The organism is Erythrobacter sanguineus (genome assembly GCF_900143235.1).
GTDB classification, from domain to species: Bacteria; Pseudomonadota; Alphaproteobacteria; order Sphingomonadales; family Sphingomonadaceae; genus Erythrobacter; species Erythrobacter sanguineus.
The window spans coordinates 189,992-216,591 of the sequence record NZ_FRDF01000003.1 but is presented as its reverse complement, the minus strand read 5'-3'; the positions used below and the strand labels follow the sequence as shown (position 1 = coordinate 216,591).

Genomic DNA, 26,600 nt, shown 5'->3' with positions numbered 1-26,600 from the left:
CTGCCCATGGCTGTCGGGGGTTGCCGGTGAGCCGCCTTAGGCAATTTGCACAAGCACAGGCAAGCATGCCGACCAGCATGCCCGCAGGTTGGGCGGGCGGCTGGATCATCGCCGCGCTGGTGATCGCCGCGCTGGCAGGGCTGCCGATCGCCGCGATCCTTGTTGCTTCGCTGAGCGGGGGGATCGGCGCGCTCGCCCATCTCGCGCGCACGATGCTGGGCGAATATGTCTGGAACACCGGGCTGCTGATGCTGCTGGCAGGCACATTTGCCGCGCTGGTCGGCACCGGCTGCGCCTGGCTGGTGGCGGCGAGCGATTTTCCGGGACGCCGCGTGCTCGGCTGGGCATTGGTGCTGCCGCTGGCGGTGCCGGCCTATATCGCCGCCTATATCTATGCCGACATGCTCGATTTTGCCGGGCCGGTGCAAACCGCCTTGCGCGGCTTTACCGGCTGGGGGGCACGCGATTACGCCTTCCCCGAAATCCGTTCGCTGGGCGGGGGCGCGCTGGTGCTGGGGCTGGTGCTGTACCCCTATGTCTACCTGCTCGCCCGCACCGCCTTTGCAACCCAAAGCCTGACCCAGTTCCGCGCCGCGCGCAGCCTTGGCGCAGGCCCGGCGCGGGCGTTCCGGCAGGTCGCCCTGCCCGCCGCACGCCCGGCCATCGCGGGCGGCCTGGCGCTGGTGCTGATGGAGGTGCTGGCGGACTTCGGCGTGGCCGAATATTTTGCCATCCCCACCTTTTCGACCGGGATCTTCAGAAGCTGGCTGGCGATGGGGGACAAGCCCGCCGCGCTCAAGCTGGCGGCGGTGATGCTGCTGTTCGTGGTCGCGCTGGTCGCGCTCGAAGCCGCCACGCGGGCCGGCCGCAGCGACAGCCGCGACGGGCTGACCGCACGCGCCGGGGCAGAGCCGCTGGTGGCGCTTTCGCCGCTGGGCAAGGCGCTGGCCTTCATCGCCTGCCTCGCGCCGGTGCTGCTGGGCTTTGTTGTCCCGGCAGGATATCTGGGCATGATGGCGATGAGCGATGTCGCCCTTGCCGCCACGGGCAATCTTGCCGCCTATGCCGCTGACAGCCTGTGGCTGGGGCTGGCGGCCAGCGGGGTATGCCTTGTCGCCGCACTGCTGCTGGCCTTTGCCCGCGCGCGCTCACCCTCGCGGCTGACAGCGGGCGCGATCAGGCTGGGCACGCTGGGATATGCCCTGCCCGGCGCGCTGCTGGCGGTCGGGCTGCTGGCCCCGCTCGGCGCGCTCGACCAGAGCCTGACGCGGTTCGCCCGCGATGCACTGGGCTGGACCGGCGGCTTGCTGCTGACCGGCACCAGCGCCATTCTTGTCTATGCCCTGTCGGTACGGTTCCTGACGGTGGCCTATAACAGCGTCAGCGGCGGGATGGCGCGCATTCCTCCGGCGCTCGATTCGGCGGCGCGATCGCTTGGCGCGGGGCCTGCGCGGGTGCTGGCGCGGATCTATACCCCGCTGCTTGCCCCCAGCCTTGCGGGCGCTGCGGCGCTGGTGTTCATCGACACGGTGCGCGAATTGCCCGCAACCTTGATCCTGCGGCCCTTCAATCTCGAAACGCTGGCCACGCGCACCTATCGGCTTGCCAGCGATGAACGGCTGGTCGAAGCCTCGATCCCGGCGCTGATCCTGCTGGCGGCGGGGCTGCTGCCGGTGCTGCTGCTGAACCGCTTGTCCCGGCGCTGAGGCGTCGGGGGCAGACCTCCCACCCCGCCTCCCCACAAGGCCAGCAATAGTATCACTACGTTATGGCGGCCTTGTGGGGAGGCGGGCGGGAGGGCTGACGGTTCACAAAAGCGAACCGCGCAAGCGAGAAACTGTGCAACCCGCTTGTCAGTTGGGCCAGTTCGGGGGCTTGTCCGCCGCCGATGGAACGGCCACAAGGCAAGCCCTATGGCACGTTTTCCTTTTTCCGCGATCGTCGGTCAGGACGAGATGAAGCAGGCGCTGCTGATTGCAGCGGTCGATCCCAGTGTGGGCGGTGTGATGGTGTTCGGCGACCGGGGGACGGGCAAGTCCACCGCCGCGCGCGCGCTTGCCGGCCTGTTGCCGCCGATCATGGCAGCAGATGGCTGCCCCTATGGTGCCTCGAAGGAAGATCAGGCGCGTTACCCGGACGTATGCGGCAGGGGCAAGATGGTGAAGCGCGCCGTGCCCTTCGTCGACCTGCCGCTGGGCGCGACCGAGGACCGGGTGATCGGCAGCCTCGATCTGGAACGCGCGCTGCGGTCTGGCGAAAAGGCGTTCGAACCCGGCCTGCTGGCGAAAGCGCACCGGGGGTTCCTTTATATCGACGAGATCAACCTGCTCGAAGATCACCTCGTCGACCTGCTGCTGGATGTCGCCGCCTCGGGTGAGAACGTGGTGGAACGTGAAGGCCTGTCGGTGCGCCACCCGGCCAAATTCGTGCTGATCGGCAGCGGCAACCCCGAAGAAGGCGAATTGCGCCCGCAATTGCTCGACCGGTTCGGCCTGTCGGTGGAGGTCCGCAGCCCTAAAGACATCGAAGTGCGGATCGAAATCATGCGCCTCGTCGCCGCCAACGAGGCCGATCCGGAAGGCTTCGCCGCGCGCTGGGCGGGCGAGGACGAAAAGACCCTGAAAAGGATCGCCCGCGGCAAGGCCCGCCTCGCCAAGCTGACGGCGGGCGAAGACGTGCTGCGCGATGCCGCCGAACTGTGCATGGCGGTGGGCGCGGACGGGTTGCGCGGTGAACTCACCCTGATGCGCGCCGCCCGCGCGCTGGCGGCGCTCGACGGGGCAAGGGCTGTCACCCGCAAGCACCTGATCGCCATCGCACCATCCGCGCTGCGCCACCGGCTGCGGCGCGATGTGCTGGATGAAACCGGCTCGACCGTGCGGATCATGCGGGCGATTGACGAGCTGTTTGGATGAATTTGCCGGACGCTGACGACCCGCTCGATAACGCGGTGGTTGCGGCCCGCCTGTTCACCCTCGCGCCGAAACTGTTCGGCGGGATGGTGCTGCGCGGTTCCAGCCCCGCACGCGATGCGCTGGTGGCGGCGCTGGGGGAGGCGATCGCGCTCAGGCGGATGCCGGGCCATGTCGATGATGAACGGCTGCTGGGCGGGATCGATCTGGCCGCCAGCCTCTCCGCCGGAAAGCCGGTGCGCCAGAGCGGGCTGATCGAGGAAGCATCGGGCGGCGCGCTGATCGCCGGGATGGCCGAACGGCTGGATGCGAGCATTGCCGGGCGGCTGGCCCAGATGCTGGATGCACCGCTGGACGAAGGGCAGGCCGCGCTGGTGCTGTGCGATGATGCGACCGAGCCCGATGAAGCCCCGCCGGTCAGCCTGATGGAACGCCTCGCCTTTCTCTGCGATCTTTCGGCCTCGCGCCGCTGGCAGGGGGTGGAACTGGCCCCGGCGGCGGGAAACCTCGCCGATGTCGCGCCGCTGGATGATGACGCCATGAAGGCGCTCGCCGCCACGGCTGCGATGCTGGGGGTGGATTCCCTGCGGGCGCTGATCTTCGCGGGCGAGGCGGCGCGGGGATTGGCAGCATTGGCCGGGCGCGGCAGCATCATCGATGCCGATCTGTCGGGCGCGGTGCGACTGGTGCTGGCTCCGCGCGCCACCCGTCTGCCGCCGCAGGACGCCGAAGAACCGCCGCCCGAAGAACAGCAGGAACCCCCGCCTCCGCCCCCCGATGGCGAGCGTGACAATGCCGAGGATTCCGACCAGCAGCAGCAGGAACCGGACTTGTCCGAAATCCTTGTCGAAGCAGCCAGGGCCGCGATCCCGGCGGATCTGCTCGCGCAATTGGCGCAGGGCAAGGCGCCGCGCCGCTCGTCCAGCAGTGGCACCGGGCAAAAACGCAAGGCCGCAACCCGCGGCAAGCCGCTGGGCGCACGTCCGGGGATGCCGCGCGGCGGGGCCAAGCTGGCGCTGATCGACAGCCTGCGCGCCGCCGTGCCGTGGCAACAGGTCAGGCGCCAGGAACAGGGCGCAAGCCCCGACGCGCCGATATTGATGCGCAAGGAAGACCTGCGCATCCGCCGGTTCGAGGAACGCGCCGCACGGGTCACGATCTTCGCGGTCGATGCCAGCGGCTCGGCAGCGGCGGCGCGGCTGGCGGAGGCCAAGGGCGCGGTCGAACTGATGCTGGCACAGGCCTATGTCACCCGCTCCGAAGTGGCGCTGGTCGCCTTCCGGGGTGAGAGCGCCGAACTGCTGCTGCCGCCCACCCGCTCGCTCACCCGCGCACGCCGGGCGCTGTCGGAACTGCCCGGCGGGGGTGGCACGCCGCTGGCGACGGGCCTCAACGCCGCGCGCGAATGCGCCGAAGCTGTGATTGCACGCGGGCGCAGCGCTGCCCTCGTCATCCTGACCGATGGCCGCGCCAATATCGCCGCCGATGGCTCACCCGGACGACCCCAAGCCAAGGCTGATGCCGAGGCTGCTGCGAAAGCGATCTACGCCCGCGGGATCGATACGCTGGTGGTGGATATCTCGGCCCGCCCCGGGCCCGAAGGCGCAGCGCTGGCGCAGGCGCTGGGCGGTCGCTTCCTCGCCCTGCCCCGCGCCGATGCCCGGATGCTGCAGGCCGCGATCAACGCCGCGCAGCCCGCGCTCGCCGCATGAGCGCGCTTGACTGGAACCGCGAAGGGCTGATCTGGCCGCACCGCAATGCAAGCCAGTTCATCGAGGCAGGCGGCGCGCGCTGGCATGTCCAGCGCATGGGAGCGGGCAAGCCGCTGCTGCTGCTCCACGGAACAGGCGCGTCGGTCCATTCATGGCGCGATCTGATGCCCTTGCTGGCGCACACCAACGAGGTCATCGCCATTGACCTGCCGCGCCACGCCTTCACCACCGGGCACAATGCTTATGCGATGGGCCTTGGCCCGATGGCGCGCGAAATCGCAGGGCTGCTCCAGACGATGGAGGTGACACCTGCCGCGATCATCGGCCATTCGGCAGGCGCGGCGGTGGCGCTGCAACTGGCGTTGGACCATGGCTATGGCGGGCCGATCATCGGCCTTGCCTCGGCGCTCCGCCCCTTCCCCGGCCCGTTTGCGCAGATCTTTCCGGCGGTGGCCAAGGCATTGTTCATCAACCCGCTGGTGCCGCGCATTTTTTCGGGCACGGTCGATCTTACCGGCGGCGCGGGGCGGTTTCTGTGGCGCTCAACCCATTCGCGCATCGATGCCGAAGGGCTGGCCTGTTACCGCACGCTGCTGAAGCATCCCGGCCATGCGGGCGGGGCGCTGGCGATGATGGCCAACTGGGATCTGCCCGGCTTGCGGGAACGGATGGGCGAGGCTCCCAATCCGATGCTGCTGGTGCATGGCGGCAATGATCCTGCCATCCCCCCTGCCTGGGCGCGCGAGGCGCAGGGCTGGCTCGTTAACGCGCGGCTTGAAGTGCTGCCCGGCCTCGGCCACCTTGCCCACGAGGAAGCCCCCGAAAAAGCCGCTGCGCTGATCGCCGCCTTCCTCGCGCAGCACGGATAGGAGACGCATGATGGGCGACATGGGCTGGATCGAGATCGTGCTGTTCTACGGCGTCGCGATCGGCTTTGGCGTGTGGCAATATGTGTCGATGGATCGCAAGCTGAAGAAAACCCGCGCCGAACGGGCCGCAAAGGAAGCGGCGGAGCGGGATGGCAAGCCGCCTGCCCAGTAGGGCCAGAACCGGACAGCGCATGTCCGCTTATGGTCAATCTGCGAAAAAAGCTGCCTTGCGGGAAGCGACCCCGTTTACGACATTCCAGAACTCGTCGCCCCGTGCTTGACACGGGGCTTGGCTACCTTTGACTAAGGGCGGGAACGAAGAAAGCCGAACCCCGTGTCAAGCACGGGGCGACGAGGAGGGGGCGGCAGAAAACCACCCACAAACGGTCATCCACCCGCTCCAGCCCTCATCCCGAAAGCGGACGCAGCTTCTTGCGCGGCAGAGCCCTTTCCTACTTGTGCAAAAGCCGGCAGCGTGGCGCGCATGTCCTGTGATCCCCGCCTCTGCTGCTGTTCGACCAGCGCAATCGGGGCGGGGGGTTTTCCTTTCCTGGACAGTGTCTCATGTGTCTCCAACACGCGCCGGGCGCGGGCCGGCGGAGGGGCGTGCGTTGGCGATCCGGCGGCCGCGGGGTCAGCCCTATCGCTTGCGCCGCGGCATCCGGTAAGGCAGCATGAACTGCACCAGCGGCGCAGAAAAGCGCCGCATGTCGAGGCTTTCCTGCACCGTCACCACCTCCTCGCCCGCAAAGCGCGAGGCGAGTTCGGAACGGGCGTAGAACGGCGTATCCTCCCATGTCCGGCGCACTTCGGCCACGCCGATATCCGAACGGGTCCGCCGCTCGATCCGCCACTTGCTGCGCGGCAACTGCGCGATCGGCGGCAGATCGACCGGTTCGGGCGCGCCGTCCCTGCTGAACCTGAGCGCGCTGGCGAACAGCGAGCCATCGCCGCGCTCGCCTTCGTAACAGACCAGTGCGCCTTCGTTCAGATGGGCGCGCGACCAGTGCCAGGTGTTGAAGCCTTGCTCCAACGGCTCGGCCCCGCGATTGTGATCGAGATAGGCCTTGCCGCTCCACGACAGGCCGGGCGATGTCATCTCCACCTCGATCCGCGCGCGCGGGGCAAGACAGTGCCAGATGTGGCTTTCCTTCCCGTCGAGCGCGAAGGCGGCGCGGTTCAGCGCCTCGGGGAAGACCCGCACCCGGCCCGTTACCTGCCGCTGCCATGGCACGAACAGCCGGGTGTCGCCCTCAACGATGTCGATCGTCAACGCCTCGCCGTCCCAGCGCACGCAGCTTGGCCCGATCACGAGGTTGCTGGCATCACGCTCGACCGCGCCGGAAGCGCGCTCGGTCATCGCCCAGCGCGCCTGCGGGCCGTAAAGCGCCACGTTGAGCGAGCAATGGTTGAGCGGATCGCCGCGCCCGCTACGCTTGTAATAGGGCGAGAACACGCTGCCCAGAAAGGCGATGATCGTCAGCCCGTGCTGCCCGTCGTCGCTGATCGCGTCGACATACCACCAGCTGTAGCCGCCCGGTGGGACAGCTTCATCGAAGCGAGGTCCTGTCCGATCACCCGCGCTGCCAGCTGCCCGGACAAGGCTGCCATGGGCACCCCAGCCGCCGGATGGGTCGCCCCGCCCGTGCAATACAGACCGGGCAGCCGGGTCCTGGGCCCCTGCCGCTGGAAAGAGGCCGCCCAGCCGTGCGACGCTCTGCCATAAAGGGCGCCGCCCGTGGCCGGGAACAGCCCCTCCCAGTCCTGCGGGGTCATGAGCTGGTGCGGCAGCGGATCTTCCAATGTCAGACCGCAACGCCTGAGCGTGGCCATCATGGCTTGGGTGCATCGCTCTCTCTCCTCGGGTGAATAGGCATTGGTGTCCCCGTTGGCGGGGGCGTTGACGATGATCTGGATGCGTTCGCGGCCTTCCGGTGCCGAACCGTGATCGCTCGCGCCGCGATCGATCGCGCAGACATAGACCGTGGGGTCGGACGGCGGCGCGCCTTCGCCGATCTGCCGGAATTCGCGGGCGTAATCGGGCGAGAAGAACACGTTGTGATGGCTGAGATCAAAACCCTGAGTGCGGGCATGCGCATACCACACCAGCGCCGACAACGAGCGTTTGGCGGGCGACAGCCTGGGCACGGCGCGCACAGGCCCATCGCCAAAACGCCCGGTGGCAAGCGCCGCGGGATCGCCGTTGCAGATCACGATATCGGCCGCGATCACCTCGCCCGATGCCAGCCGCACCCCGCTCGTGCGGCCATTGGTGGTCAGGACTGCGGCAACCGGCGCATGGCACCGCACCCGCGCGCCCTGCTGTTCCGCCAGCCCGGCAATCGCCTTGGCCAGCGCGTGGATCCCGCCATCGATCAGCCACACGCCGCGCGCTTCGACATGGGCGATCAGCATCAGCGTGGCAGGCGCGGCATAGGGCGAGGATCCGCAATAGGTGGCATAGCGCCCGAACAACTGGCGCAGGCGCGGATCGGCGAAATGTTCGCCCAGCGCATTCCACATCCGGTCAAACGGGCGCATCGCCAGCATGTCACCCATCTTCCACGGCCCGATCCGCCACATCATCGGGAAAGGGGTGGAGGCCTTGTCGCCGCGCAGGAACGGGTCTTCCAGCACCTCGAAGATGCGCTGCGCCTCTTGGCGGAAGGCGCGATAACCGCGCGCGGCATCCGCTCCGGCAAAATCGCCCACGGCCTGTTCGCTGCGTGCGGGATCGGCATGGAGATCGAGCCGCTGGCCGGCATCCCAGGCGTGGCGGGCGATAACCTCGGCCTTGCGGGCCGTGACATGGTCATCGAGCCGGGCCCCGCAGGCGGCGAACACCTCGTCGAACACGTCGCGCATGGTGAACACCGTCGGGCCGCCGTCGATTTCGGCCCCGTCGACGCTGACACGCCGCGCCTTGCCGCCGACCCAGGCCTCTTTCTCGAACACGGTGACATCATGGCCGCGCGCGGCCAGCAGGGCGGCGCTTACCAGCCCGCCCATTCCGGCTCCGATCACGGCGACTCGCGCGCTCACCCGTCCTCCCCGAGCAATTCCAGTGACAATATCATTGACCTTGTCAGTCCATCTGTCCAATTGTTTAGACATATGACCCGTGAATTTTCCCGTCCATGATCGATTGGACCGCCATCCGGACCGGCTGGATCGCCCGTCGCAACGGGGTTTTCGCCAATCCCCGCTTCCAGTACTGGGCCGCGCGCCTGCCGCTGATCCGCTGGATCGCGCGCAGCCGGGCGGATGCCGCGTTCAACCTGTTGGCGGGCTTTGCCTATTCGCAGGTGCTGCGCGCCTGCGTCGAAGGCGGATTGTTCGACATTCTGAAGGACGGGCCAGTCAGCGCCGCCGAGGTTGCGGCGCGGATGGAACTGACCGAGGACGCCGCCCTTACCCTGCTGCGCGCCGCGCGCCCGCTGATGCTGTCAGAAGAAGCCGGGCCGGATCGCTGGATGCTGGGCGAACAGGGCGCGGTGTTTGCGGCCAATGCCGGGGTGCAGGCGATGATTCGCCACCACCGGCTGCTCTATGCCGACCTTGCCGATCCCGTCGCCCTGCTGCGTCGAGACCGGTGCGAGCCGACCGGGCTTTCGCGCTTCTGGACCTATGCCGGGGCGCTGCACGGCGCGGGGACACGCGGTACGCAAACCTCTGAATATTCGCAGCTTATGGCCGCATCGCAGCATTTTGTTGCTGACGAGGTGCTGGCCTCGGTGTCGTTCAGGCCGGTAAAGCGGCTGCTTGATGTGGGGGGCGGGCACGGGGCCTTCCTTGAGGCGATCGGCACGGCCTGGCCGCATCTGGAGCTGGGGCTGTTCGATCTTCCCGAAGTTGTGGAAACCGGCCGCGACGTGCTCGGCGAAGCGGTCGGCGCGGCGCGGGTGACGGGCCACCCGGGCAATTTCTTCAAGGATACCATACCCCGGGGCTATGACATGGTGTCGTTGATCCGGATCCTGCACGATCACGATGATGAACCCGCGCAGGCGCTGCTTTCCAATATCCGCACCTCCCTTGCCCCCGGCGCGCGGCTGCTGATCGCCGAGCCGATGGCGCAGATTCGCGGTGCGGAGCCGATGGGGGAGGCGTTCTTCGGGCTTTACCTGTGGGCGATGGGTTCCGGCCGCCCGCGCAGCCCGGCGCAAATCATTGCCATGGCGAAAAAAGCCGGATTCGCCAGCGCTCGGTCTGTCGCAACTGCGCAACCGGTCAACGCAAGCGTGATCATCGCGCGGGCCTGAGGGAAACTTGTCCAAATAAATTGACAGTCCTTAGCGTAAAGCGTAGCAAACAGTCGGGAGAACGTATCAACGGACTTTTCGAGTCGGCGTTTTCAGCCTCGAAAGTCCGGGCGGAGAGCAAGACCAATGAACACGCTGGCAGTCATTCTCGAAGCACCAGAGCGCCTCGCTCTGCGGGCGCTTGAGATGAAGCCGGTGGAGGCCTCCGACGTCGTCGTCGATATCGCCTGGAGCGGTATCAGCACCGGCACCGAAAAGCTGCTGTGGACCGGCACTATGCCGCCCTTCCCCGGCCTCGGTTATCCCCTTGTTCCCGGTTACGAATCGGTCGGCCGCATTGTCGATGCCGGGCCCGATGCCCGCGCCCGGGTTGGTGACTGGGTGTTTGTTCCCGGCGCCAATTGCTACACCGACGCGCGCGGCCTGTTCGGCGGCACGGCACAGCGCGTGATCGTGCCTTCGGCGCGCGCCCTGCCAATCCCCGAACATCTCGGCGATGCCGGTGTGCTGTGCGCGCTGGCTGCGACCGCGCTCCACGCCATCAAGGGCGGTTTTCATCACCGCGATGCGCTGCCCGATCTCATCATCGGCCACGGCGTGCTGGGCCGCCTGATCGCGCGGCTCACGCTCGCGCTTGGCGGAAAACCGCCGACGGTGTGGGAAACCAACCCCGCGCGCCGCGCCGGTGCCATCGGTTACGACGCCATCGACCCGTCGGAAGACGATCGCCGCGATTATCACGCGATCTATGATGCCAGCGGCGATGCCAATCTGATCGATACGCTGATCATGCGACTCGCCAAGGGTGGCGAGATCGTGCTGGCGGGCTTCTATTCCGACCGGGTCAGCTTCGCTTTCCCGGCGGCGTTCATGAAGGAAGCCCATTTCCGCGTTGCGGCCGAATGGCAGCCCGGCGACCTCGCCGAAACCCGCGCGCTTATCGAATGCGGACGTCTCGATCTCAAAGGGCTGGTCACGAACCGCCGCCCGGCGGTCGAGGCGACCGAAGCCTATCCGCAGGCTTTTACCGATCCCGGTTGTCTCAAGATGGTTCTCGATTGGAGCGATTGCTAATGTCGATACTCGAAACCCGCACTCTGGAAGACCAGGCCGCCTCGCTGCGCGACGAAGCGGGCCACGAACCGGATCCGGTTCACACTGGTGAGGTGACCAAGGAAACGCAGATCATCGCGATCTACGGCAAGGGTGGTTCGGGCAAGAGCTTTGCCCTCGCCAACCTCAGCTACATGATGGCGCAGCAGGGCAAGCGCGTGCTGCTGATCGGCTGCGATCCCAAGTCCGACACCACCAGCCTGCTGTTCGGCGGCAAGGCGACGCCTTCGATCATCGAAACATCGTCGAAGAAGAAACTCGCGGGCGAGGAAGTGCGGATCGAAGATGTCTGCTTCCAGCGCGACGGCGTGTTCGCGATGGAGCTGGGCGGCCCCGAAGTCGGCCGTGGCTGCGGCGGTCGCGGTATCATCCACGGGTTCGAAACGCTCGAAAAGCTCGGCTTCCATGATTGGGGATTCGATTACGTCCTGCTCGATTTCCTTGGCGATGTGGTGTGCGGCGGGTTCGGCCTGCCGATTGCCCGCGACATGTGCCAGAAGGTGATCGTGGTCGGATCGAACGACCTGCAATCGCTCTACGTCGCCAACAATGTGTGTCAGGCGGTCGAATATTTCCGCAAGATGGGCGGCAATGTCGGCGTGGCCGGCATGATCATCAACAAGGACGACGGCACGGGCGAGGCCCATGCCTTCGCGGAAGCCGTAGGCATTCCGGTGCTCACCGCGATCCCCGCGAATGAGGACATCCGCCGCAAGAGCGCGAATTACCAGATCATCGGCATGCCCGGTGGCGAATGGGGCAGCCTGTTCGAGGAACTGGCCGAAAATGTCGCCACCGCGCCACCAGTGCGCCCCGCGCCGCTGACGCAGGACGGCTTGCTTGGCCTGTTCAGCGCCGACGTGACCGGCGGCAATGTCGAACTGGTCCCTGCGACCCAGGCCGACATGCGCGGCGGCGTGTTCGAAACCCGCGAAAGCCTCGAAGTGGTCTACGACGAGGCGTAATGGCGATGGACGATCTCACCCCCCAAGACGCCTCACGCGCCCCGGACCGGATCGATCTTTCCGCTGCTCCTGAGGGTGTGCCCGCAGACACCGGCTCCGGCTGCCACGGCGGCAAGGACACCATGCTCGAAGCCGCGCGCGCTGCGGGCAAGAGCGACATTCTCGATCGCTATGCCGCCGATTATCCGGTCGATCCGCAAGCCGGCCCGCATGACCAGCCGCAATCAATGTGTCCGGCCTTCGGATCGCTTAGGGTGGGCCTGAGAATGCGGCGCACCGCGACCGTGCTCTCAGGCTCGGCCTGCTGCGTCTATGGCCTGACCTTCACCTCGCATTTCTACGGCGCGCGGCGGACGGTCGGCTATGTGCCCTTCTCCAGCGAAACGCTGGTCACCGGCAAGCTGTTCGAGGATATCAAGGAAGCGGTCGAAAACCTCGCCGATCCTGAACTTTACGATGCGATCATCGTTACCAACCTTTGCGTGCCGACCGCCAGCGGCGTGCCGCTGCGGCTGCTCAAGAAGGATATCAACGGTGTGCGGATCATCGGCATCGACGTGCCGGGTTTCGGCATTCCGACCCATGCCGAGGCCAAGGACGTGCTGGCCGGCGCAATGCTGCAATATGCCCGCGAAGAAGTGAAGGCCGGCCCGGTTGCCGCTCCGCGCGAACGCACCGACAAGCCAACGGTCACGCTGCTGGGCGAGATGTTCCCGGCCGATCCGGTGGTGATCGGACAGATGCTCGAACCGCTCGGCCTTGCTGCCGGGCCGGTGGTACCGACCCGCGAATGGCGTGAACTTTACGCCGCGCTCGATTGCGCCGTGGTCGCCGCGATCCACCCGTTCTACACCGCCAGCATCCGCGAATTCGAAGCCGCAGGCCGTCCGATCATCGGTTCGGCCCCCGTCGGCGCGGATGGCACGGCGGCGTGGTTGCAGGCCATCGGCGACACGCTGGGCTTGCCGCAGGACAAGGTCGACGGCGTCAAGAACGCGATGATCGGCGCCTGCAAGGGCGCGCTCGCCAAGATGCCGATCAAGGGCCGGATCACGGTTTCCGGCTATGAAGGCTCGGAACTGCTTGTCGCCCGCTTGCTGGTCGAAAGCGGGGCCGATGTTGCCTATGTCGGCAGCGCCTGCCCCAAGACGAAGTGGTCGGACCCCGACCGCGAATGGCTGGAGGCGCGCGGTGTGCATGTGCAGTTCCGCGCCAGCCTTGAACAGGATATTGCCGCGGTCGAGGAATACCGCCCCGATCTCGCGATCGGCACCACCCCGGTGGTGCAATACGCGAAGTCGAAAGCGATCCCCTCGCTCTACTTCACCAACCTCATCTCGGCCCGGCCACTGATGGGCCCGGCGGGCGCCGGCAGCCTTGCCACGGTGATCAATGCGGCGATGGCGAACAAGACCCGCTTTGATGCGATGCGCGACTTCTTCGAAGGCGTCGGCACCGAACATGCCGCGGGCGTGTGGGAAGAAACCCCGGTCGACAGGCCCAAGTTCCGCAAGAAATACGCCGCCTTGAACGAGGCAGCGCGCAAGGCATCGGAGGCGATCGGCACATGACCCTCGTTCTCGATCACGGTGTTTCTGGTTTGGTCGTGCTCTCATCACCTTGCGCGGGAGGTAAGGCATGACCTTGGTTCTCGATCACGACAGGGCAGGCGGCTACTGGGGCGCCACCTATGTCTTCACCGCGGTGAAGGGCCTTCAGGTCATCATCGATGGCCCCGTGGGTTGCGAAAACCTGCCGGTGACTTCGGTGCTGCACTATACCGACGCCCTGCCCCCGCATGAACTGCCGATCGTCGTCACCGGGCTGGCTGAGGAAGAGCTCGGCAAGACCGGCACCGAAGGGGCAATGAAGCGCGCATGGCAAACGCTCGATCCCGAACTGCCCTGCGTGGTCGTCACCGGCTCGATCGCCGAGATGATCGGCGGCGGCGTGACGCCCGAAGGCACCAATATCAAGCGCTTCCTGCCGCGCACCATTGATGAAGACCAGTGGCAATCGGCTGATCGTGCGCTGACCTGGCTGTGGACCGAATTCGGCCCCAAGAAAATGCCGGCCAAGCGTGAGCGCCGCGAAGGCGAAAAGCCCCGCGTCAACATCATCGGGCCGTCCTATGGCATGTTCAACATGCCATCCGATCTGGCCGAGATCCGCCGCCTGATCGAAGGCATCGGCGCGGAGGTGGGCATGGTGTTCCCGCTGGGCAGCCACCTTGCCGATATCCGCGATCTGGCGACCTCGGACGCCAATGTCTGCATGTACCGCGAATTTGGCCGGAACCTGTGCGAAACGCTGGAGCGGCCCTATTTTCAGGCCCCCGTCGGCCTGTCGCAGACCACCAAGTTCCTGCGCGCGCTGGGGGCCGAACTGGGCCTTGACCCGGAACCCTTCATCGAGCGCGAAAAGCACACCACGATCAAGCCCTTGTGGGATCTGTGGCGCTCAGTCACGCAGGATTTCTTCGGCACCGCAAGCTTCGGCATCGTTGCCAATGAAACCTATGCGCGCGGCATCCGCCACTTCCTTGAAGACGACATGGGCCTGCCCTGCAACTTCGCGTTTTCGCGCTGCGCAGGGGTGAAGCCGGTGAACGAGGAAGTGCGCGCCGCGATCTACGCCAACCCGCCGCTGGTGATGTTCGGCAGTTATAATGAACGCATGTACATGGCCGAATGCGGCGCGCGCGGAATGTATATTCCGGCAAGCTTCCCCGGCGCCGCGATCCGCCGCCACACCGGCACGCCGTTCATGGGCTATGGCGGGGCAACCTATCTGGTGCAGGAAGTGTGCAATGCGCTGTTCGATGCGCTGTTCCACATCCTGCCGCTCGGCACCGAGATGGACAAGGTCGATCCGACCCCGGCGCGCAGCTTGGCCGAACTGACCTGGGACAATGACGCCAAGGCACGGCTCGATAGTCTGGTTGAAGCCCAGCCGGTGCTGATCCGCATTTCCGCCGCCAAGCGGTTGCGCGACGCGGCCGAACGGGCCGCACGCCAGCGCGGCGAGGCGATCGTTACCGCAGACTGCCTCGAAGAGGCGCTGCTGGAAGGGGCAACCGCATGATGACCATGCGCCGCCCAGATTTGAATGCGCGATTGTGGCCCATTGCCGCAACCGCGCTCTCCAATGCCCCCCGCAAGGGGGCTCTCCAATCCACGTGGGGGATCACGCGGGGATGCCGACGGGGGCCTTCGGGCTCCCAATCACACCCAACTGAACGGAGACATACTTATGGCTGATCCGACTCCCGGAGAACGCGTCGGGACTTACCTGACGCCCGAAGAGGCTCAGGAAATCCACAAGGGCTTCATGGGGACTTTCGTCCTCTATGTGGCGATCGCACTGGTCGCTCATGCCTTGATGTGGGCTTACAAGCCCTGGTTCGGCTGATCTGACAAAACCTTACCGGCTGCCTTCCGGCATTCCGGTGATTGTCTGATCGCCTTCTCAAGAAAGGAATTTTCCCATGTGGAGAATCTGGTTCTATTTTGACATCCGCCGCGCCCTGGTTGCGCTGCATGTTGGTCTCGCCGTGCTGGCGTTCACCATCCACTTCATCCTGCTCAGCACGGATCGCTACAACTGGCTCGAGCGCGCTCCTGGCGCACCCGCGCCGGTGCAGGCCGCTATCGAATCGTCGGAAGCTCCGGCGGCGGGATAGTACCTGCTCGAATTGTGAGGGGGCAGGTTCGCCTGCCTGCCTCCTAACATTCTTTCGGCAATTCAAGCACCCACCGCACAGGTGGGGAGGATGGACTTATGGCGCTCCTTAGTTTCGAGCGGAAATACCGCGTACGCGGTGGTACATTAATCGGCGGAGACCTTTTCGACTTCTGGGTCGGGCCGTTTTATGTCGGATTCTTTGGAGTGACGACGGCAATCAGTGCGTTGCTTGGCACGGCGCTGATTTTCGCCGCCGCCGCCCAGGGTCCGACCCTCAACCCCTGGCTGATCTCGATCAATCCACCATCGATTGAAGCCGGTCTGGCATTCGCCCCCCTCAGTGAGGGCGGATACTGGCAAGTCATCACCGCATGCGCGGTGGTCGCCTTCAGTTCGTGGGTGCTCCGCCAGGCGGAAATCTCGCGCAAGCTGGGCATGAGCTATCACGTCCCGATCGCCTTTGGCGTCGCCGTGTTCGCCTATGTCACGCTCAACGTCATCCGGCCCTTGTGGATGGGCGCTTGGGGCAACGGCTTCCCTTACGGGATCTGGACGCACCTCGATTGGGTTTCCAACGTGGGCTACGCCTTCGGCAATTTCCACTACAACCCCGTGCACATGCTCGCGATCACGTTCTTCTTCACGAACTGTCTCGCGCTCGCGCTGCATGGCGGCCTGGTGCTTTCGGCGGTCAACCCGACCGGCGGAACCGACGTGAAGACGCCGGAATATGAAGACACCTATTTCCGGGACTTCATCGGCTATTCGGTCGGCACGCTCGGCATTCACCGGGTGGGGCTCTTCCTCGCGCTCAATGCGGGGTTCTGGAGCGCCATCTGCATCGTCATTTCCGGCACTCTGTATGTCGGCAGCTGGATCGAATTCTGGGATTTCTGGAAGAAGATCCCGATCTGGTCGTAAGGAGCACCTGAACCATGGCGACATATCAAAATATCTTCACCCAGGTGCAAGTGACAGGGCCGCCCGAAATGGGCGTCCCGCACCTCGACGGGAGCGAAGGCCGGGTTGAGCTGACCGGGCACAACTACTGGCTCGGCAAGATCGGGCAGGCACAGATCGGGCCGATCTATCTCGGACTGCTGGGCACGATCTCGCTGACTTTCGGGGCAGCGGCCATCATGATCATCGGGCTCAACTTCTGGGCGCAGGCCGGATGGAGCCCGCAGACCTTCATGCGCGAGTTCTTCTGGCTCTCGCTTGACCCGCCGGGGCCGGAATATGGCTTCAGCCCGTTTGTCCCACTCAATGAAGGCGGCTGGTTCATCATGGCCGGCGCGTTCCTGACCATCGCAGTGCTGACCTGGTGGGCACGCACCTATACCCGCGCCAAGGCGCTGGGCATGGGCATGCATATCCCCTGGGCCTTCGCATCGGCGATCTGGCTGTTCCTGGTACTGGGCTTCATCCGCCCGATGCTGCTGGGCGACTGGTCGGAAGCGGTGCCCTATGGCATCTTCAGCCACCTCGACTGGACGAACAATTTCTCGCTGCGTTACGGGAACCTGTTCTACAATCCGTTCCACGCGCTCTCGATCGTCTTCCTGTATGGTTCGGCAGTTCTGTTCGCGATGCACGGGGCAACCATCCTTGCGCTCGGCCGCTATGGCGGGGAACGCGAGATCGAGCAGATCACCGACCGCGGAACCGCAGCCGAACGCGGTGCACTGTTCTGGCGCTGGGTGATGGGCTTCAATGCCACCTTCGAATCGATCCACCGCTGGGCCTGGTGGTTTGCGGTGCTGACCACGCTGACCGGCGGGATCGGCATCCTGATCACTGGAACCGTGGTCGACAACTGGTATCTGTGGGCGCAGGAGCATTACTACGCTCCCGAAACCTTCAACTACGATCCGAGCGGCGCAATCGCAGGCTCGACCGGGCAGTAAGGGCAGGCCGGGCCATGCGGCCCGGCTGCTTGCCACCTGGCATCCAAGAAAGCCCGGCTTGGCCCCATGGCCAGGCCGGGTTTTCGTTTGGGCGTTTCAGATAGGGCGGTGGGAAGGCGTCCGGAACGAAGTCGAACACAGGGTAAACACTGCGCGCGCCTGAATTCGCGGCAATTCAAAAAGTCAGAGCGGTTGATCTGTTGGGCAACTGCCCTAGCGGTCGGCCCGCGCCGCCAGCCGCACGCGCAAGTCCATCAGATGCAGCGGCAACGACAAGGCGAGCGGCAGCGCAATCCACCACCAGTCCATGCCGGTCAATGCCGCCCGCAGGCCCAGCACGATCAGCGCCGCCGGGCCAAGCAATCGGACCATCGCGCCCCAGCCCCAGCCGCGCCCAAGGCGCAGCCATGCGGCCTCGATCACCAGCACGCCCAGGATCAGATCAGCCGCGTGGCCAGAGGCAAACAGCCACTCCATCGCTCCGGCCTCAGCCGAACGGCGCGTTCAGCTGCACCACCGCCCAGTTGAGCGCCCCGGCAAAGCTGACCCAGCCAAGGTAAGGCACCAGCAACGCTGCCGCCGTCCGCGAGAAACGCCCGCAATAGATGATCAGAACAAGGATCGACAGCCACAGGCCGATCAGCTCGATAAAGGCCCAATCAGGGCGCTGCATGCGGAAGAAGATCAGGCTCCAGGTGATGTTGAGAAAGCCGTTCAGCGCAAACAGCATGATCACCCATTCGGATTTCGCAGCGGTGGGCGCGGCCCGCCATGCGGTGATCCCGGAAATCGTGATCAGCGCATAAATCAGCGTCCAGCCCATCGGGAACACCAGATCGGGCGGATTCCAGCCCGGCTTCTCCAGCGCCTGATACCACGGCCCAAGATCGGTTATGGTCGCCCCAAGCGCAGCGACACACACGGCCGCCACGGTCGCAACCGTGACGGGAAAGATCATCATCCGGTTCATACGAATGCCGGTCTAGCGCGTTGCGGGCCTCAAGCCTAGCAGGTGCGCAGTATCCTTGAGGAAGATCTTCACGTGCGCCATCGGTTTCGCGCGCACCAGCTTCTTGTGCATATAGGCTTGCCAGGTCAGTTCCTGCACGTCCTTGTCATCGCACATGGTCACAAACCGCTCGCGGCGCTTGTCGGACGAATACCAGAAATACTGCATCACCCCCAGCACCCGGAACACCATGCCGTGTTCGCGCATGAACTTCTTGCGGGCGGTTCTCAGCTGCTTGGCATCCCCGGTCTTGAGAAACGCACCGGCTGCCTCGCCCACCAGGCGCCCGCCGACCATGGCGTAAAAGATCCCTTCACCCGATGCCGGGGCGACAATCCCCGCAGCATCCCCGGCAACGATCACGTCGGCACCATTGTCCCAGCGCTTCAGCGGTTTGAGCGGGATCGGCGCGCCTTCGCGGCGCACGGTCTGGCAGCGTTCCAGCCCCAGATCATCGCGCATGGTCGCGATCGCGCCCCGCAGCGAAAAGCCCTTGTTGGCGCTGCCCACCCCGATGCTCGCGGTATCCCCATGCGGGAACACCCAGGCATAGAAATCGGGTGACAGACGGCCCTGATAGAAGACGTCGCAGCGCGAGGCATCGAAGGCATCGGTGTTCTGTTCGGGCGACTTGATGATTTCGTGATAGGCAAAGACACAAGGCACCCGCTCGGCGCCCGGCAGGCACTGCTTGGCCACCGCCGAACGCGCCCCGTCCGCGCCGATTACTACGCGTGCCCGCACGCTTTCGATCGGGCCCCCGCGGGCGCGGCGGAAGGTGACGATCGGATGCGCTTCGTCATCGCGCTCGATCTTCTCGAAGGTGGCGGTCAGGCGTTCGGCCCCGGAATGGCGCGCACGTTCACGCAAGGCTTCGTCGAATTCGTCGCGGTCGACCATCCCGACATAGCCGATTTCGCCCACCGGCATATCGACCGCCCGGCCCGAAGGCGCGATCATGCGGGCCGAACGCGCCTTGGCCACCAGCAGGCTTTGCGGAATATCAAAATCGGCCAGCAGCCGCGGCGGGATTGCGCCGCCGCAGGGCTTGATCCGCCCGCCGCGCTCGATCAGCAGCACCGAATGGCCTGCCAGGGCGAGATCTGTCGCCGCAGTCGCGCCGGACGGGCCACCGCCGATGATGACCGCATCATAGATAGTCTGGTTCATGCGAAGACCTCCCTCTTAACCTCTTGAACGCCCGCGCGCATGGCAGCCGCTCCTGTTGCTTTGACCGCCAGAACAGCGGCGAGCAGAAACGCGGCAGCCTCGATACTGAAGACCAGCTGGAACGCCGCGCCATCGTCAACCAGGGTGCTGCGCGCCAGATCAACCCCGACCGCGCCGGTCAGGCCGCCCAATCCGAAGGCAATGGCCTGCGAAGCGCCCCAAACACCCATTCTCACGCCTTCGCGGGTGTTCTCCCCCGCGCCTGCCAGCCCCATCATCGCGCCGATCGCGGCCACGGCGAACACGCCATTGCCGAGGCCGAGGATGAAGACATTGATGCCGAGCGGCCAGGGCGGACCATTGATCGCGGCCACTCCAAGCGCGCCCAGCGCAATAGCGGAGGCGACGCAGCCGCCCACCACCCAGATGCGCAAGCCATCGGGCCGCTTTCCCGAAAAGGCGCTGCCGCCGATCCCGGTGATGATCATGCCCAGCAGAATGCCGCCTTGATGCTGCCCGCCCAATTTGGTCGATTCGCCCGGCGACATGCCGAAGATCAGGCCCGCAAAGGGTTCAAGGATCAGATCCTGCATGGAAAAGGCGATCATCGACACGAAGATGAAGATTGTGAAGCGCCGCGCGGCAGGTTCGTGCCAGATTTCCGAAAGCGCGGCCCGGAAATCGGGCGTGGCCAGATCCTTGGCCGCATTGCCAAACCGGCCTGCCTGCCGTTCCAGACGGAAAGTGGCGAGCACCGTCAGCGTCACCATCACCAGCGCCAGCCCGCCTGCCACCACCACCAACCGCTCGTAGGTGAAGGGTTCGATCAACGGACTGACAGCGAAGGCCGAACTGACGATCCCGGCGACCATCATGATCCACGTCACCGCCGCCGCCGCCGCCCGCCGCTGCGGCGCAACGCCCGATGCGAGCAACGCCAACGCCGACGTCCCGCCTGCCCCAACGCCTGCACCGATCAGCGTATAGGCCAGCACCGCCAGCGCAAAACCGGGCACGAAAGATGTCGCGATCAGCACCGTCGCCTGCGTCGCCAGCAACGCCCCAGCGGCCAGCACCGCCACGCCGCCGATGATCCATTTGGTCCGGTTATTGCCTTTGTCCGAGGCATGACCCCACAGCGGGCGGCCAAGTTGCACGGCATAGTGCCACGCCACCAGCCCTGCCGGTATCGCCGCCAGCAGCCCCAGTTCGACCACCATCACCCGGTTCAGCACCGTAGTCGCCAGCATCACCAGCGCGCCGATCGAGGCCTGAACCAGCCCGATCCGGGCAATCGCCAGCCAGCCAAAACCGGCATTCCCCGCCTCTGCAGGAGGAGAGGCGAGCGGGGCATGCATCAGATATAGCCTCCGAGGCCCAGCGCCGATGCCAGCATCCCCAGCACATACAGCGTCACGCCCACACCGTTATACCAGGGCGCATATTTTGCCGGATCGCCGATCAGCCGCGGCATGGCGGCGATCTGCGCGGCCAGCACCCCGGTCACGATCAAGGCCGACAGGCCATAGCCCCACAGTGCCAGCAGCGCGATCACCACGATCTGTGCAGAGGCCATGGTGATGCAGGCAAACCGCGCCGCCACCTCGACCCCCATCACCACCGGCAGCGATGTGAGGCCCGTCTGGCGGTCACCTTCGACCGCCTTGAAATCATTGAGAACCATGATTCCGTGCGCGCCGAGTGAATACATGAACAAGATGATCACCACCTCGACAGACGGCATCGCGCCCAGCATCACGGCAGCGCCGGTGAACCAGCTCAGCCCTTCATAGGTCAGCCCGCACACCAGCGGACCGAGCATGCCGTTGGCCTTGAAGCGGAACGGCGGCGCCGAATAGGCCCATGCGAAGGCGAGGCCGATCAGCGCAGCAACGAACACGATCGGGCCGAGCAACCAGCCCACCGCCGCCGAGACAAGGCTCGCGATGATTGCGATATAAAGCCCCCAGCGACCGGGGATCCGGCCCGAGGGGATCGGCCGGTCAGGCTCGTTGATGGCATCGACATGGCGATCAAACCAGTCGTTCACCGCCTGACTGGTGCCGCAGACCAAAGGCCCGGCCAGCAAAACGCCGCCCGCCACGAACCACCAGCGCCCGTCCAATCCCGCGCCGGACGATACCGCCCCGCACATGAAGGCCCACATCGGCGGGAACCAGGTGATCGGTTTAAGAAGCTGCAACACATCGCGCGGCTTGGGGCGCAGCCTGGGACGCGCCGCCGGAACGGGCGCGGAGCGAGTCGAGGACACCGAATGTTCCATAAACCAAGGCTATGCCTGACAATGCAAAGCGTCAATTTATTTTGACACTATTCAATCGGACAAGCCCGATTTTGACGTCTTTTTTTGCCCTGGATCGGCCATGGGTGTCCAATCCGGGACACAACCGGGCTGGACAAGCAGACAAATCGCAGTGATTCGAGGGTTCGGGCGGCCTGAGTCGCACCAGACCTGTGCCACGGGCCGGTTCCACGGGGCGGCTTGCCTGCCGCAAGGTCCGATTCAGTCGTTGTCGCCCGCGAGGTTGCCGAGCCCGTAGCGATGCAGCTTGGAGTACAGGCTCTGGCGCGAAAGGCCGAGGATCTCCGCCGCCGAGGCACGATTATCCGAGGTGTAGGAAAGCGCCGCCTCGATGCACAACCGCTCGATCAGATCGGTGCTTTCGCGCACGATATCCTTGAGGCTCATCCGCCCGACCAGTTCGGTGAGCTGTTCAACCGAGCGCGGCAGTTCCTGCGAGCCCGGTGGAAGGTCACGCAAGCGCCGCCCGATCGGGCGGATCACGAAGGCATAATAGGGATCATCGCCGCCGGTTCTTACGGCTGACAATTCAACCGGTTCGCCTTCGACATCGTGGCCGATGCGCAGCACCGTGCTGACATTGCGCGCGGCGCCGTGCTGGTCGATCTGGCCTTCGATCAGGTCGAGATCGATCCCCGGCCGACCGATCGATTCCGACAGGTGACGCCCGCGCAGCTGATCGACGCTGGCGGCCTGCAACAGCTCGACGAAAGCCGCATTGGCGGTGACAATTTCAAGATTGCTGTCGGCCACCACAAAAGCATCGGGCATGTGGTCGACCAGATCCAGCACCGGCGATGAAGGCGTGACCGCCCGCTCGCTCGCGGGGATCACCCGCACCAGCAGGAACTGGCCGCGATCCTGGGTGAATCCGGTGACGGAAACCATCACGTCGCGCGCCCCGCGAGCCAGCCTGATCCGCGTCGGGCTGACCGTATCGGAAACCAGCGCCGCGCCCACCAGCCCCTGCAACGCATCATGCGAGGTCTTGTCGAGCACCGTCGGAAGCTTCTTGCCCGACAGGCTGCCAGCACGCGCGCCGACCAGCGTGTGTGCCGCCGGATTGGCCTCGCGGATGCGCAAGGTCGCTGCCTCGATGATCAGCACCGCCTCGGTCGAGCGTTCAAACAGCATGCGATACCGCGCCTCAAGCTGGCGCATCCGCAGGTAATCGCGTTCAAGTGATTGTTGTACCTGCAAAAGACGTTGCTGAAGCTTGCCCGCCTCGCGCAGATCCCGCCCGAAAGCGATGCGGTTCGCGCCGCCATTGATGCTGAGCACGGCATAGCGGATCGGCACTTCGCCATCGCGTGAAGGATGGTTGACCTGACGCCAGTGCTGCACCTCGCCGCGCCGGGCAGCGGCCAGCATCTCCATGATTTTGGGGCGGCTTTCGTCCGTGACAGTCTCGATCCAGTTGCTGCCGATCCAGTCGGTGAAGGCCGGAAATTCGCGCGGATCGAACGCCGCGTCCAGGATCGTGCCGGTATCGTCGAGCACCAATGTGACATCACCCGCCACCATGGCCAGCTTCATCGCCGCATCGGAATCCAGTGACTGAAAAAGGTCAGCCGCCTTTTCAAAAGGGTGCTTGCCTTCGATGCTGTGCTTGCGGGTGAGCATGGGTGGGCCGAACCTATCGCAGGTTCTGGGAACTGAGGGAGGGAGCTTTCACCAGACTTTCAGCCATTTCGAGCGCTGCAAGCGCGTCAGCGCCTGTGCCATCTGCCCCGACTTCTTCGACGATAGCCGGGTTTTCGTTGATCATTCGTCCGCCAACAAACACGGCAATCCCGGGGTTGGCCGATGCACTGCGCATCGCCTTGACAAGATTTGCGAGCGCGGCGCTAGGGCAATCGCGGCCAAGCGTCAATCCGACCAGATCGAAGGGCCGCTGGGCAAGCCGATCGAGCAGTTCGCGACGCTCCGGCTTGACCAGCGCCTCGCTCTGCCAGCCGGCGCGCGAGAACACTTCCTCGATCATGAGGGTGCCGAAATTGTGGTGATCGCCCGGCATCGGCGCGAACAGCGCGCTGCGCGGGACGTTGAGCGAAGGCAGGTCGGCAGGCGAGCGCGCGGCGATTTCACGCATCACTTCCTGCAGGCGCCACAGGCCCATTGTGACATCGATGAAATCGCATTCGTCGCGGTCCCACATCACGCCCAGCATCCGGGCTGCAGGGGCGAGCAGATCGAGGCAGATGGTCTCGACACTGGCACCATCGGCGATAAACGCATCGACTTCCTCAAGCAGGCTTGCCGCTTCAAGCCGCAATGGCAGCATGGCAAATCGCGAGGCATCATCGGGGCTTATCGGCCGGTCGCGCTTGCCTATGGCATGCACTGTGCCGGTGTTGTGGGCCATCAGCAGGCGCGGGATGATTTCGCCCTCGATCATGGCATTGACCGAATCGTGAGGCTCGTCCCGGGAACCCGAAGCTTTCTTGCGAACCCGTTCAAGCGGTGCGGCAATCACCCCTCGCAGGACCGCCGAACCGGCACCGAACATGCCCGAAGCCTTGGAATCTCCCATTCGCCAGACCCTCCCCAGGTCGTGCGGAACACCCTTCCGCAGGAGGTAATGAACGCACCCGAACGACGCGCCCTTGGCCCTGATCCCTATAGCCAGCGAATCCTGTCTACGCCTTTTTCGGGAGCGGCGCAAACAACGTTACTCCCACGACAAAAATCGTCAACAAAACTAAACGTCCAATCTAGTTGACACTCATGTTGGAACAGGCGTAATCTCCGAGTCACACAGCATAAGGCTACTGCGACCAATGACTCGGAAGGATCAGGCATCCCCGGTCGAACCTGGAACCACGGTGAAGGGTGTGGGCCAAGAGAGAGGGAAGAGCCGGGCGCTCTACACCGCTGAAGAGCGGGTGCGGCGCGACGAATCGGTCTGGACGATTGTTCAGGGTGTGCTCGCCCCGCTGCAATTCCTGGTGTTTCTTGTCAGTCTGGCGCTGGTCGTGCGCACGCTCTCCACCGGAGAAGGCGCCTTTGCCGCCGACGTCTCGATCGTGGTCAAGACACTGGTGCTCTACACCATCATGATTACCGGTTCGATCTGGGAAAAGGTGGTGTTCGGCAAGTGGCTGTTCGCTGCATCCTTCTTCTGGGAAGATGTCTTCTCGATGCTGGTGCTGGCGCTGCACACGCTTTACCTGACGATGCTGTTCGGCGGCTTTGGCACCCTTGATCAGCGCATGCTAGTCGCGCTCGCCGCCTATGCAGTCTACGTTGTCAATGCCGCGCAGTTCCTGTGGAAGCTGCGCATGGCCCGGCTGGAGGGCGCCCAGCCCGCCGCCGCTCGCGAAGCCTCGAACAAGGCGGTGGCCGCATGAGCCCGCTTGCCACCCTTGATGGCTGCGCGTCCGAACTGGCCCGCGCCGATACGCCCGAAACGGCACCCGGCCAGAACAGCCAGCGCCCGGTCCTGCGCGAGCGCGGCCAGCGCGAGGTGTTCTGCGGTCTTACCGGCATTATCTGGCTGCACCGCAAGATGCAGGATGCCTTCTTCCTTGTGGTCGGATCGCGCACCTGCGCGCACCTGCTGCAATCGGCGGCGGGCGTGATGATCTTTGCCGAGCCACGCTTTGCCACCGCGATCATGGAAGAACGCGATCTGGCCGGCATGGTCGATGCGCAGGACGAGCTTGACCGGGTCGTCAACCGCCTGCTCGAACGCCGTCCGGACATCCGCACGCTGTTCCTCGTCGGTTCGTGCCCTTCAGAAGTCATCAAGCTTGATCTGGCCAAGGCCGCCCAGCGTCTGGGCGCGGTCCACATGCCGCGGGTGCGCATCCTCAACTATTCGGGCAGCGGGATCGAAACGACCTTCACGCAAGGCGAGGACGCGTGTCTTTCGGCGCTGGTGCCGGTGATGCCTGCAAGCGCGCCTGATGCCGCCAAGGAATTGCTGATCGTCGGCAGCCTTCCCGACATCGTCGAAGATCAGTTCACCCGCATCCTCGCACAGCTTGGCATCGACAAGGTCGGCGTGCTGCCGGCGCGCAATGCCCGCGATCTGCCGAGCGTCGGCCCCAACACCCGCTATCTGCTGGCGCAGCCGTTCCTGGGTGAAACCGCGATGGCGCTGGAAGGGCGCGGCGCGAAGCGGCTCGATGCGCTGTTCCCGTTCGGCGCGGAAGGCACCACCAGCTGGCTGCGTGCCGCCGCAAGCGAATTCGGCATTGATGAAGCGCTGTTCGACAAGGTCGTCGCGCCGGGCCGCGAACGTGCCCGCATCGCCTTGTCCAAACTGCGCCCGCAGCTCGAAGGCAAGCGCATCAGCTTCCTGCCCGACTCGCAGCTCGAAGTGCCGCTCGCACGCTTCCTGCAGGAAGAGCTGGGCATGGAACTGGTCGAGGTCGGCACGCCCTATCTCCACCGCGCCCATCTCGCCCGCGAGCTTGATCTGATCGGGCCGCAGGTGCGCATCAGCGAAGGCCAGCATGTCGAGCGCCAGCTTGATCGCGTGCGCGCCGATCGCCCCGACATCACCGTTTGCGGACTTGGCCTTGCCAATCCGCTCGAGGCTGAAGGTTTCACCACCAAGTGGGCCATCGAACTCGTCTTCTCGCCGATCCATGGTTTCGACCAGGCTGCGGATCTTGCCGAACTCTTTGCCCGGCCGCTGCGGCGCCGGGACTTGCTGGAGGTCTAGAA

The 26,600-nt window shown here is 65.2% G+C and carries 25 protein-coding genes; 16 read left to right on the top strand and 9 right to left on the bottom strand.

Annotation, left to right across the window (positions count from 1 at the left end):
* The first annotated feature begins 65 nt into the window (after positions 1-65).
* From BUA05_RS03495 to BUA05_RS14675, 5 genes are all read left to right on the top strand, one after another.
* A complete protein-coding gene (locus tag BUA05_RS03495; RefSeq protein WP_245790067.1) occupies positions 66-1,706 on the top strand; it encodes an ABC transporter permease in 1,641 nt (546 codons plus the stop codon).
* Between the two features lie 207 nt (positions 1,707-1,913).
* Positions 1,914-2,915: a magnesium chelatase ATPase subunit I gene (gene bchI / locus BUA05_RS03490; RefSeq protein WP_072673261.1), complete on the top strand. Its 1,002-nt coding sequence runs from the start codon at positions 1,914-1,916 to the stop codon at positions 2,913-2,915.
* Entirely contained in the window at positions 2,912-4,624 is a 1,713-nt protein-coding gene (locus BUA05_RS03485; RefSeq protein ID WP_072673260.1) for a magnesium chelatase subunit D, read from the top strand. Before bchI ends, BUA05_RS03485 begins: the two co-directional genes overlap by 4 nt.
* Complete coding sequence (gene bchO, locus BUA05_RS03480; RefSeq protein WP_072673259.1) at positions 4,621-5,493, top strand: alpha/beta fold hydrolase BchO; 873 nt, start codon at positions 4,621-4,623, stop codon at positions 5,491-5,493. The genes BUA05_RS03485 and bchO overlap by 4 nt, the downstream gene beginning before the upstream one ends.
* Before the next feature lie 7 nt (positions 5,494-5,500).
* Positions 5,501-5,665 carry a hypothetical protein gene (locus tag BUA05_RS14675; protein WP_158093685.1) on the top strand — a complete coding sequence of 55 codons (165 nt, stop codon included), beginning with the start codon at positions 5,501-5,503 and terminating at the stop codon, positions 5,663-5,665.
* Positions 5,666-6,133: 468 nt separating this feature from the next.
* Here BUA05_RS14675 and BUA05_RS03475 read toward each other — a convergent pair whose 3' ends face one another.
* Positions 6,134-6,949, bottom strand: a complete 816-nt coding sequence (locus tag BUA05_RS03475; RefSeq protein ID WP_072673258.1) for a hydroxyneurosporene dehydrogenase — start codon at positions 6,947-6,949, stop codon at positions 6,134-6,136.
* A 23-nt stretch (positions 6,950-6,972) separates the two neighbouring features.
* Positions 6,973-8,517, bottom strand: coding sequence for a 1-hydroxycarotenoid 3,4-desaturase CrtD (gene crtD, locus BUA05_RS03470; protein ID WP_425429511.1), 1,545 nt, complete (start codon positions 8,515-8,517; stop codon positions 6,973-6,975).
* A gap of 113 nt (positions 8,518-8,630) precedes the next feature.
* Here crtD and BUA05_RS03465 point away from each other — a divergent pair, with 113 nt between their 5' ends.
* From BUA05_RS03465 to pufM, 9 genes are all read left to right on the top strand, one after another.
* On the top strand, positions 8,631-9,755 hold the full coding sequence (locus BUA05_RS03465) for a methyltransferase (protein ID WP_072673256.1): 1,125 nt from the start codon (positions 8,631-8,633) through the stop codon (positions 9,753-9,755).
* Between the two features lie 126 nt (positions 9,756-9,881).
* The gene (bchC, locus tag BUA05_RS03460; protein ID WP_072673255.1) at positions 9,882-10,829 is read left to right on the top strand and encodes a chlorophyll synthesis pathway protein BchC; all 948 of its coding nucleotides are present in this window, start codon (positions 9,882-9,884) and stop codon (positions 10,827-10,829) included.
* Complete coding sequence (locus BUA05_RS03455; RefSeq protein ID WP_072673254.1) at positions 10,829-11,833, top strand: chlorophyllide a reductase iron protein subunit X; 1,005 nt, start codon at positions 10,829-10,831, stop codon at positions 11,831-11,833. Before bchC ends, BUA05_RS03455 begins: the two co-directional genes overlap by 1 nt.
* A 5-nt stretch (positions 11,834-11,838) precedes the next feature.
* Positions 11,839-13,404 (top strand): chlorophyllide a reductase subunit Y, encoded by a 1,566-nt coding sequence (gene bchY / locus BUA05_RS03450; RefSeq protein WP_072673306.1) that lies wholly within the window; start codon positions 11,839-11,841, stop codon positions 13,402-13,404.
* A 67-nt stretch (positions 13,405-13,471) separates the two neighbouring features.
* A complete protein-coding gene (gene bchZ / locus BUA05_RS03445; protein WP_072673253.1) occupies positions 13,472-14,917 on the top strand; it encodes a chlorophyllide a reductase subunit Z in 1,446 nt (481 codons plus the stop codon).
* A gap of 168 nt (positions 14,918-15,085) precedes the next feature.
* Complete coding sequence (gene pufB, locus BUA05_RS03440; RefSeq protein ID WP_072673252.1) at positions 15,086-15,244, top strand: light-harvesting antenna LH1, beta subunit; 159 nt, start codon at positions 15,086-15,088, stop codon at positions 15,242-15,244.
* A 76-nt stretch (positions 15,245-15,320) separates the two neighbouring features.
* Positions 15,321-15,515: a light-harvesting antenna LH1, alpha subunit gene (gene pufA, locus BUA05_RS03435; protein WP_072673251.1), complete on the top strand. Its 195-nt coding sequence runs from the start codon at positions 15,321-15,323 to the stop codon at positions 15,513-15,515.
* Between the two features lie 98 nt (positions 15,516-15,613).
* A complete protein-coding gene (gene pufL, locus BUA05_RS03430) occupies positions 15,614-16,438 on the top strand; it encodes a photosynthetic reaction center subunit L (RefSeq protein ID WP_072673250.1) in 825 nt (274 codons plus the stop codon).
* Positions 16,439-16,452: 14 nt separating this feature from the next.
* Complete coding sequence (gene pufM, locus BUA05_RS03425; RefSeq protein ID WP_072673249.1) at positions 16,453-17,424, top strand: photosynthetic reaction center subunit M; 972 nt, start codon at positions 16,453-16,455, stop codon at positions 17,422-17,424.
* A 213-nt stretch (positions 17,425-17,637) separates the two neighbouring features.
* Here the strand turns inward: pufM and BUA05_RS03420 are convergent, their stop codons facing one another.
* The 7 genes from BUA05_RS03420 to BUA05_RS03390 all read right to left on the bottom strand — a co-directional run bounded on the left by BUA05_RS03420 (position 17,638) and on the right by BUA05_RS03390 (position 24,459).
* Positions 17,638-17,901 carry a hypothetical protein gene (locus BUA05_RS03420; protein WP_086616510.1) on the bottom strand — a complete coding sequence of 88 codons (264 nt, stop codon included), beginning with the start codon at positions 17,899-17,901 and terminating at the stop codon, positions 17,638-17,640.
* A 10-nt stretch (positions 17,902-17,911) separates the two neighbouring features.
* Positions 17,912-18,394, bottom strand: coding sequence for a TspO/MBR family protein (locus BUA05_RS03415; protein WP_072673248.1), 483 nt, complete (start codon positions 18,392-18,394; stop codon positions 17,912-17,914).
* Positions 18,395-18,406: 12 nt separating this feature from the next.
* Positions 18,407-19,603, bottom strand: a complete 1,197-nt coding sequence (locus BUA05_RS03410) for a geranylgeranyl diphosphate reductase (RefSeq protein WP_072673247.1) — start codon at positions 19,601-19,603, stop codon at positions 18,407-18,409.
* Positions 19,600-20,961 carry a BCD family MFS transporter gene (locus tag BUA05_RS03405; protein ID WP_072673246.1) on the bottom strand — a complete coding sequence of 454 codons (1,362 nt, stop codon included), beginning with the start codon at positions 20,959-20,961 and terminating at the stop codon, positions 19,600-19,602. Before BUA05_RS03405 ends, BUA05_RS03410 begins: the two co-directional genes overlap by 4 nt.
* Positions 20,961-21,887, bottom strand: a complete 927-nt coding sequence (gene chlG, locus BUA05_RS03400; RefSeq protein ID WP_072673245.1) for a chlorophyll synthase ChlG — start codon at positions 21,885-21,887, stop codon at positions 20,961-20,963. Before chlG ends, BUA05_RS03405 begins: the two co-directional genes overlap by 1 nt.
* 240 nt (positions 21,888-22,127) lie before the next feature.
* Positions 22,128-23,549: a transcriptional regulator PpsR gene (gene ppsR, locus BUA05_RS03395; RefSeq protein ID WP_072673244.1), complete on the bottom strand. Its 1,422-nt coding sequence runs from the start codon at positions 23,547-23,549 to the stop codon at positions 22,128-22,130.
* 13 nt (positions 23,550-23,562) lie between these two features.
* Positions 23,563-24,459 carry a cobalamin B12-binding domain-containing protein gene (locus BUA05_RS03390; protein WP_245790066.1) on the bottom strand — a complete coding sequence of 299 codons (897 nt, stop codon included), beginning with the start codon at positions 24,457-24,459 and terminating at the stop codon, positions 23,563-23,565.
* A 247-nt stretch (positions 24,460-24,706) separates the two neighbouring features.
* Between BUA05_RS03390 and bchF the strand changes: the two genes are divergently transcribed.
* Entirely contained in the window at positions 24,707-25,276 is a 570-nt protein-coding gene (gene bchF, locus BUA05_RS03385; RefSeq protein ID WP_084662441.1) for a 2-vinyl bacteriochlorophyllide hydratase, read from the top strand.
* Positions 25,273-26,598 carry a ferredoxin:protochlorophyllide reductase (ATP-dependent) subunit N gene (locus BUA05_RS03380; RefSeq protein ID WP_072673242.1) on the top strand — a complete coding sequence of 442 codons (1,326 nt, stop codon included), beginning with the start codon at positions 25,273-25,275 and terminating at the stop codon, positions 26,596-26,598. Before bchF ends, BUA05_RS03380 begins: the two co-directional genes overlap by 4 nt.
* The last annotated feature ends 2 nt before the right edge of the window (positions 26,599-26,600 follow it).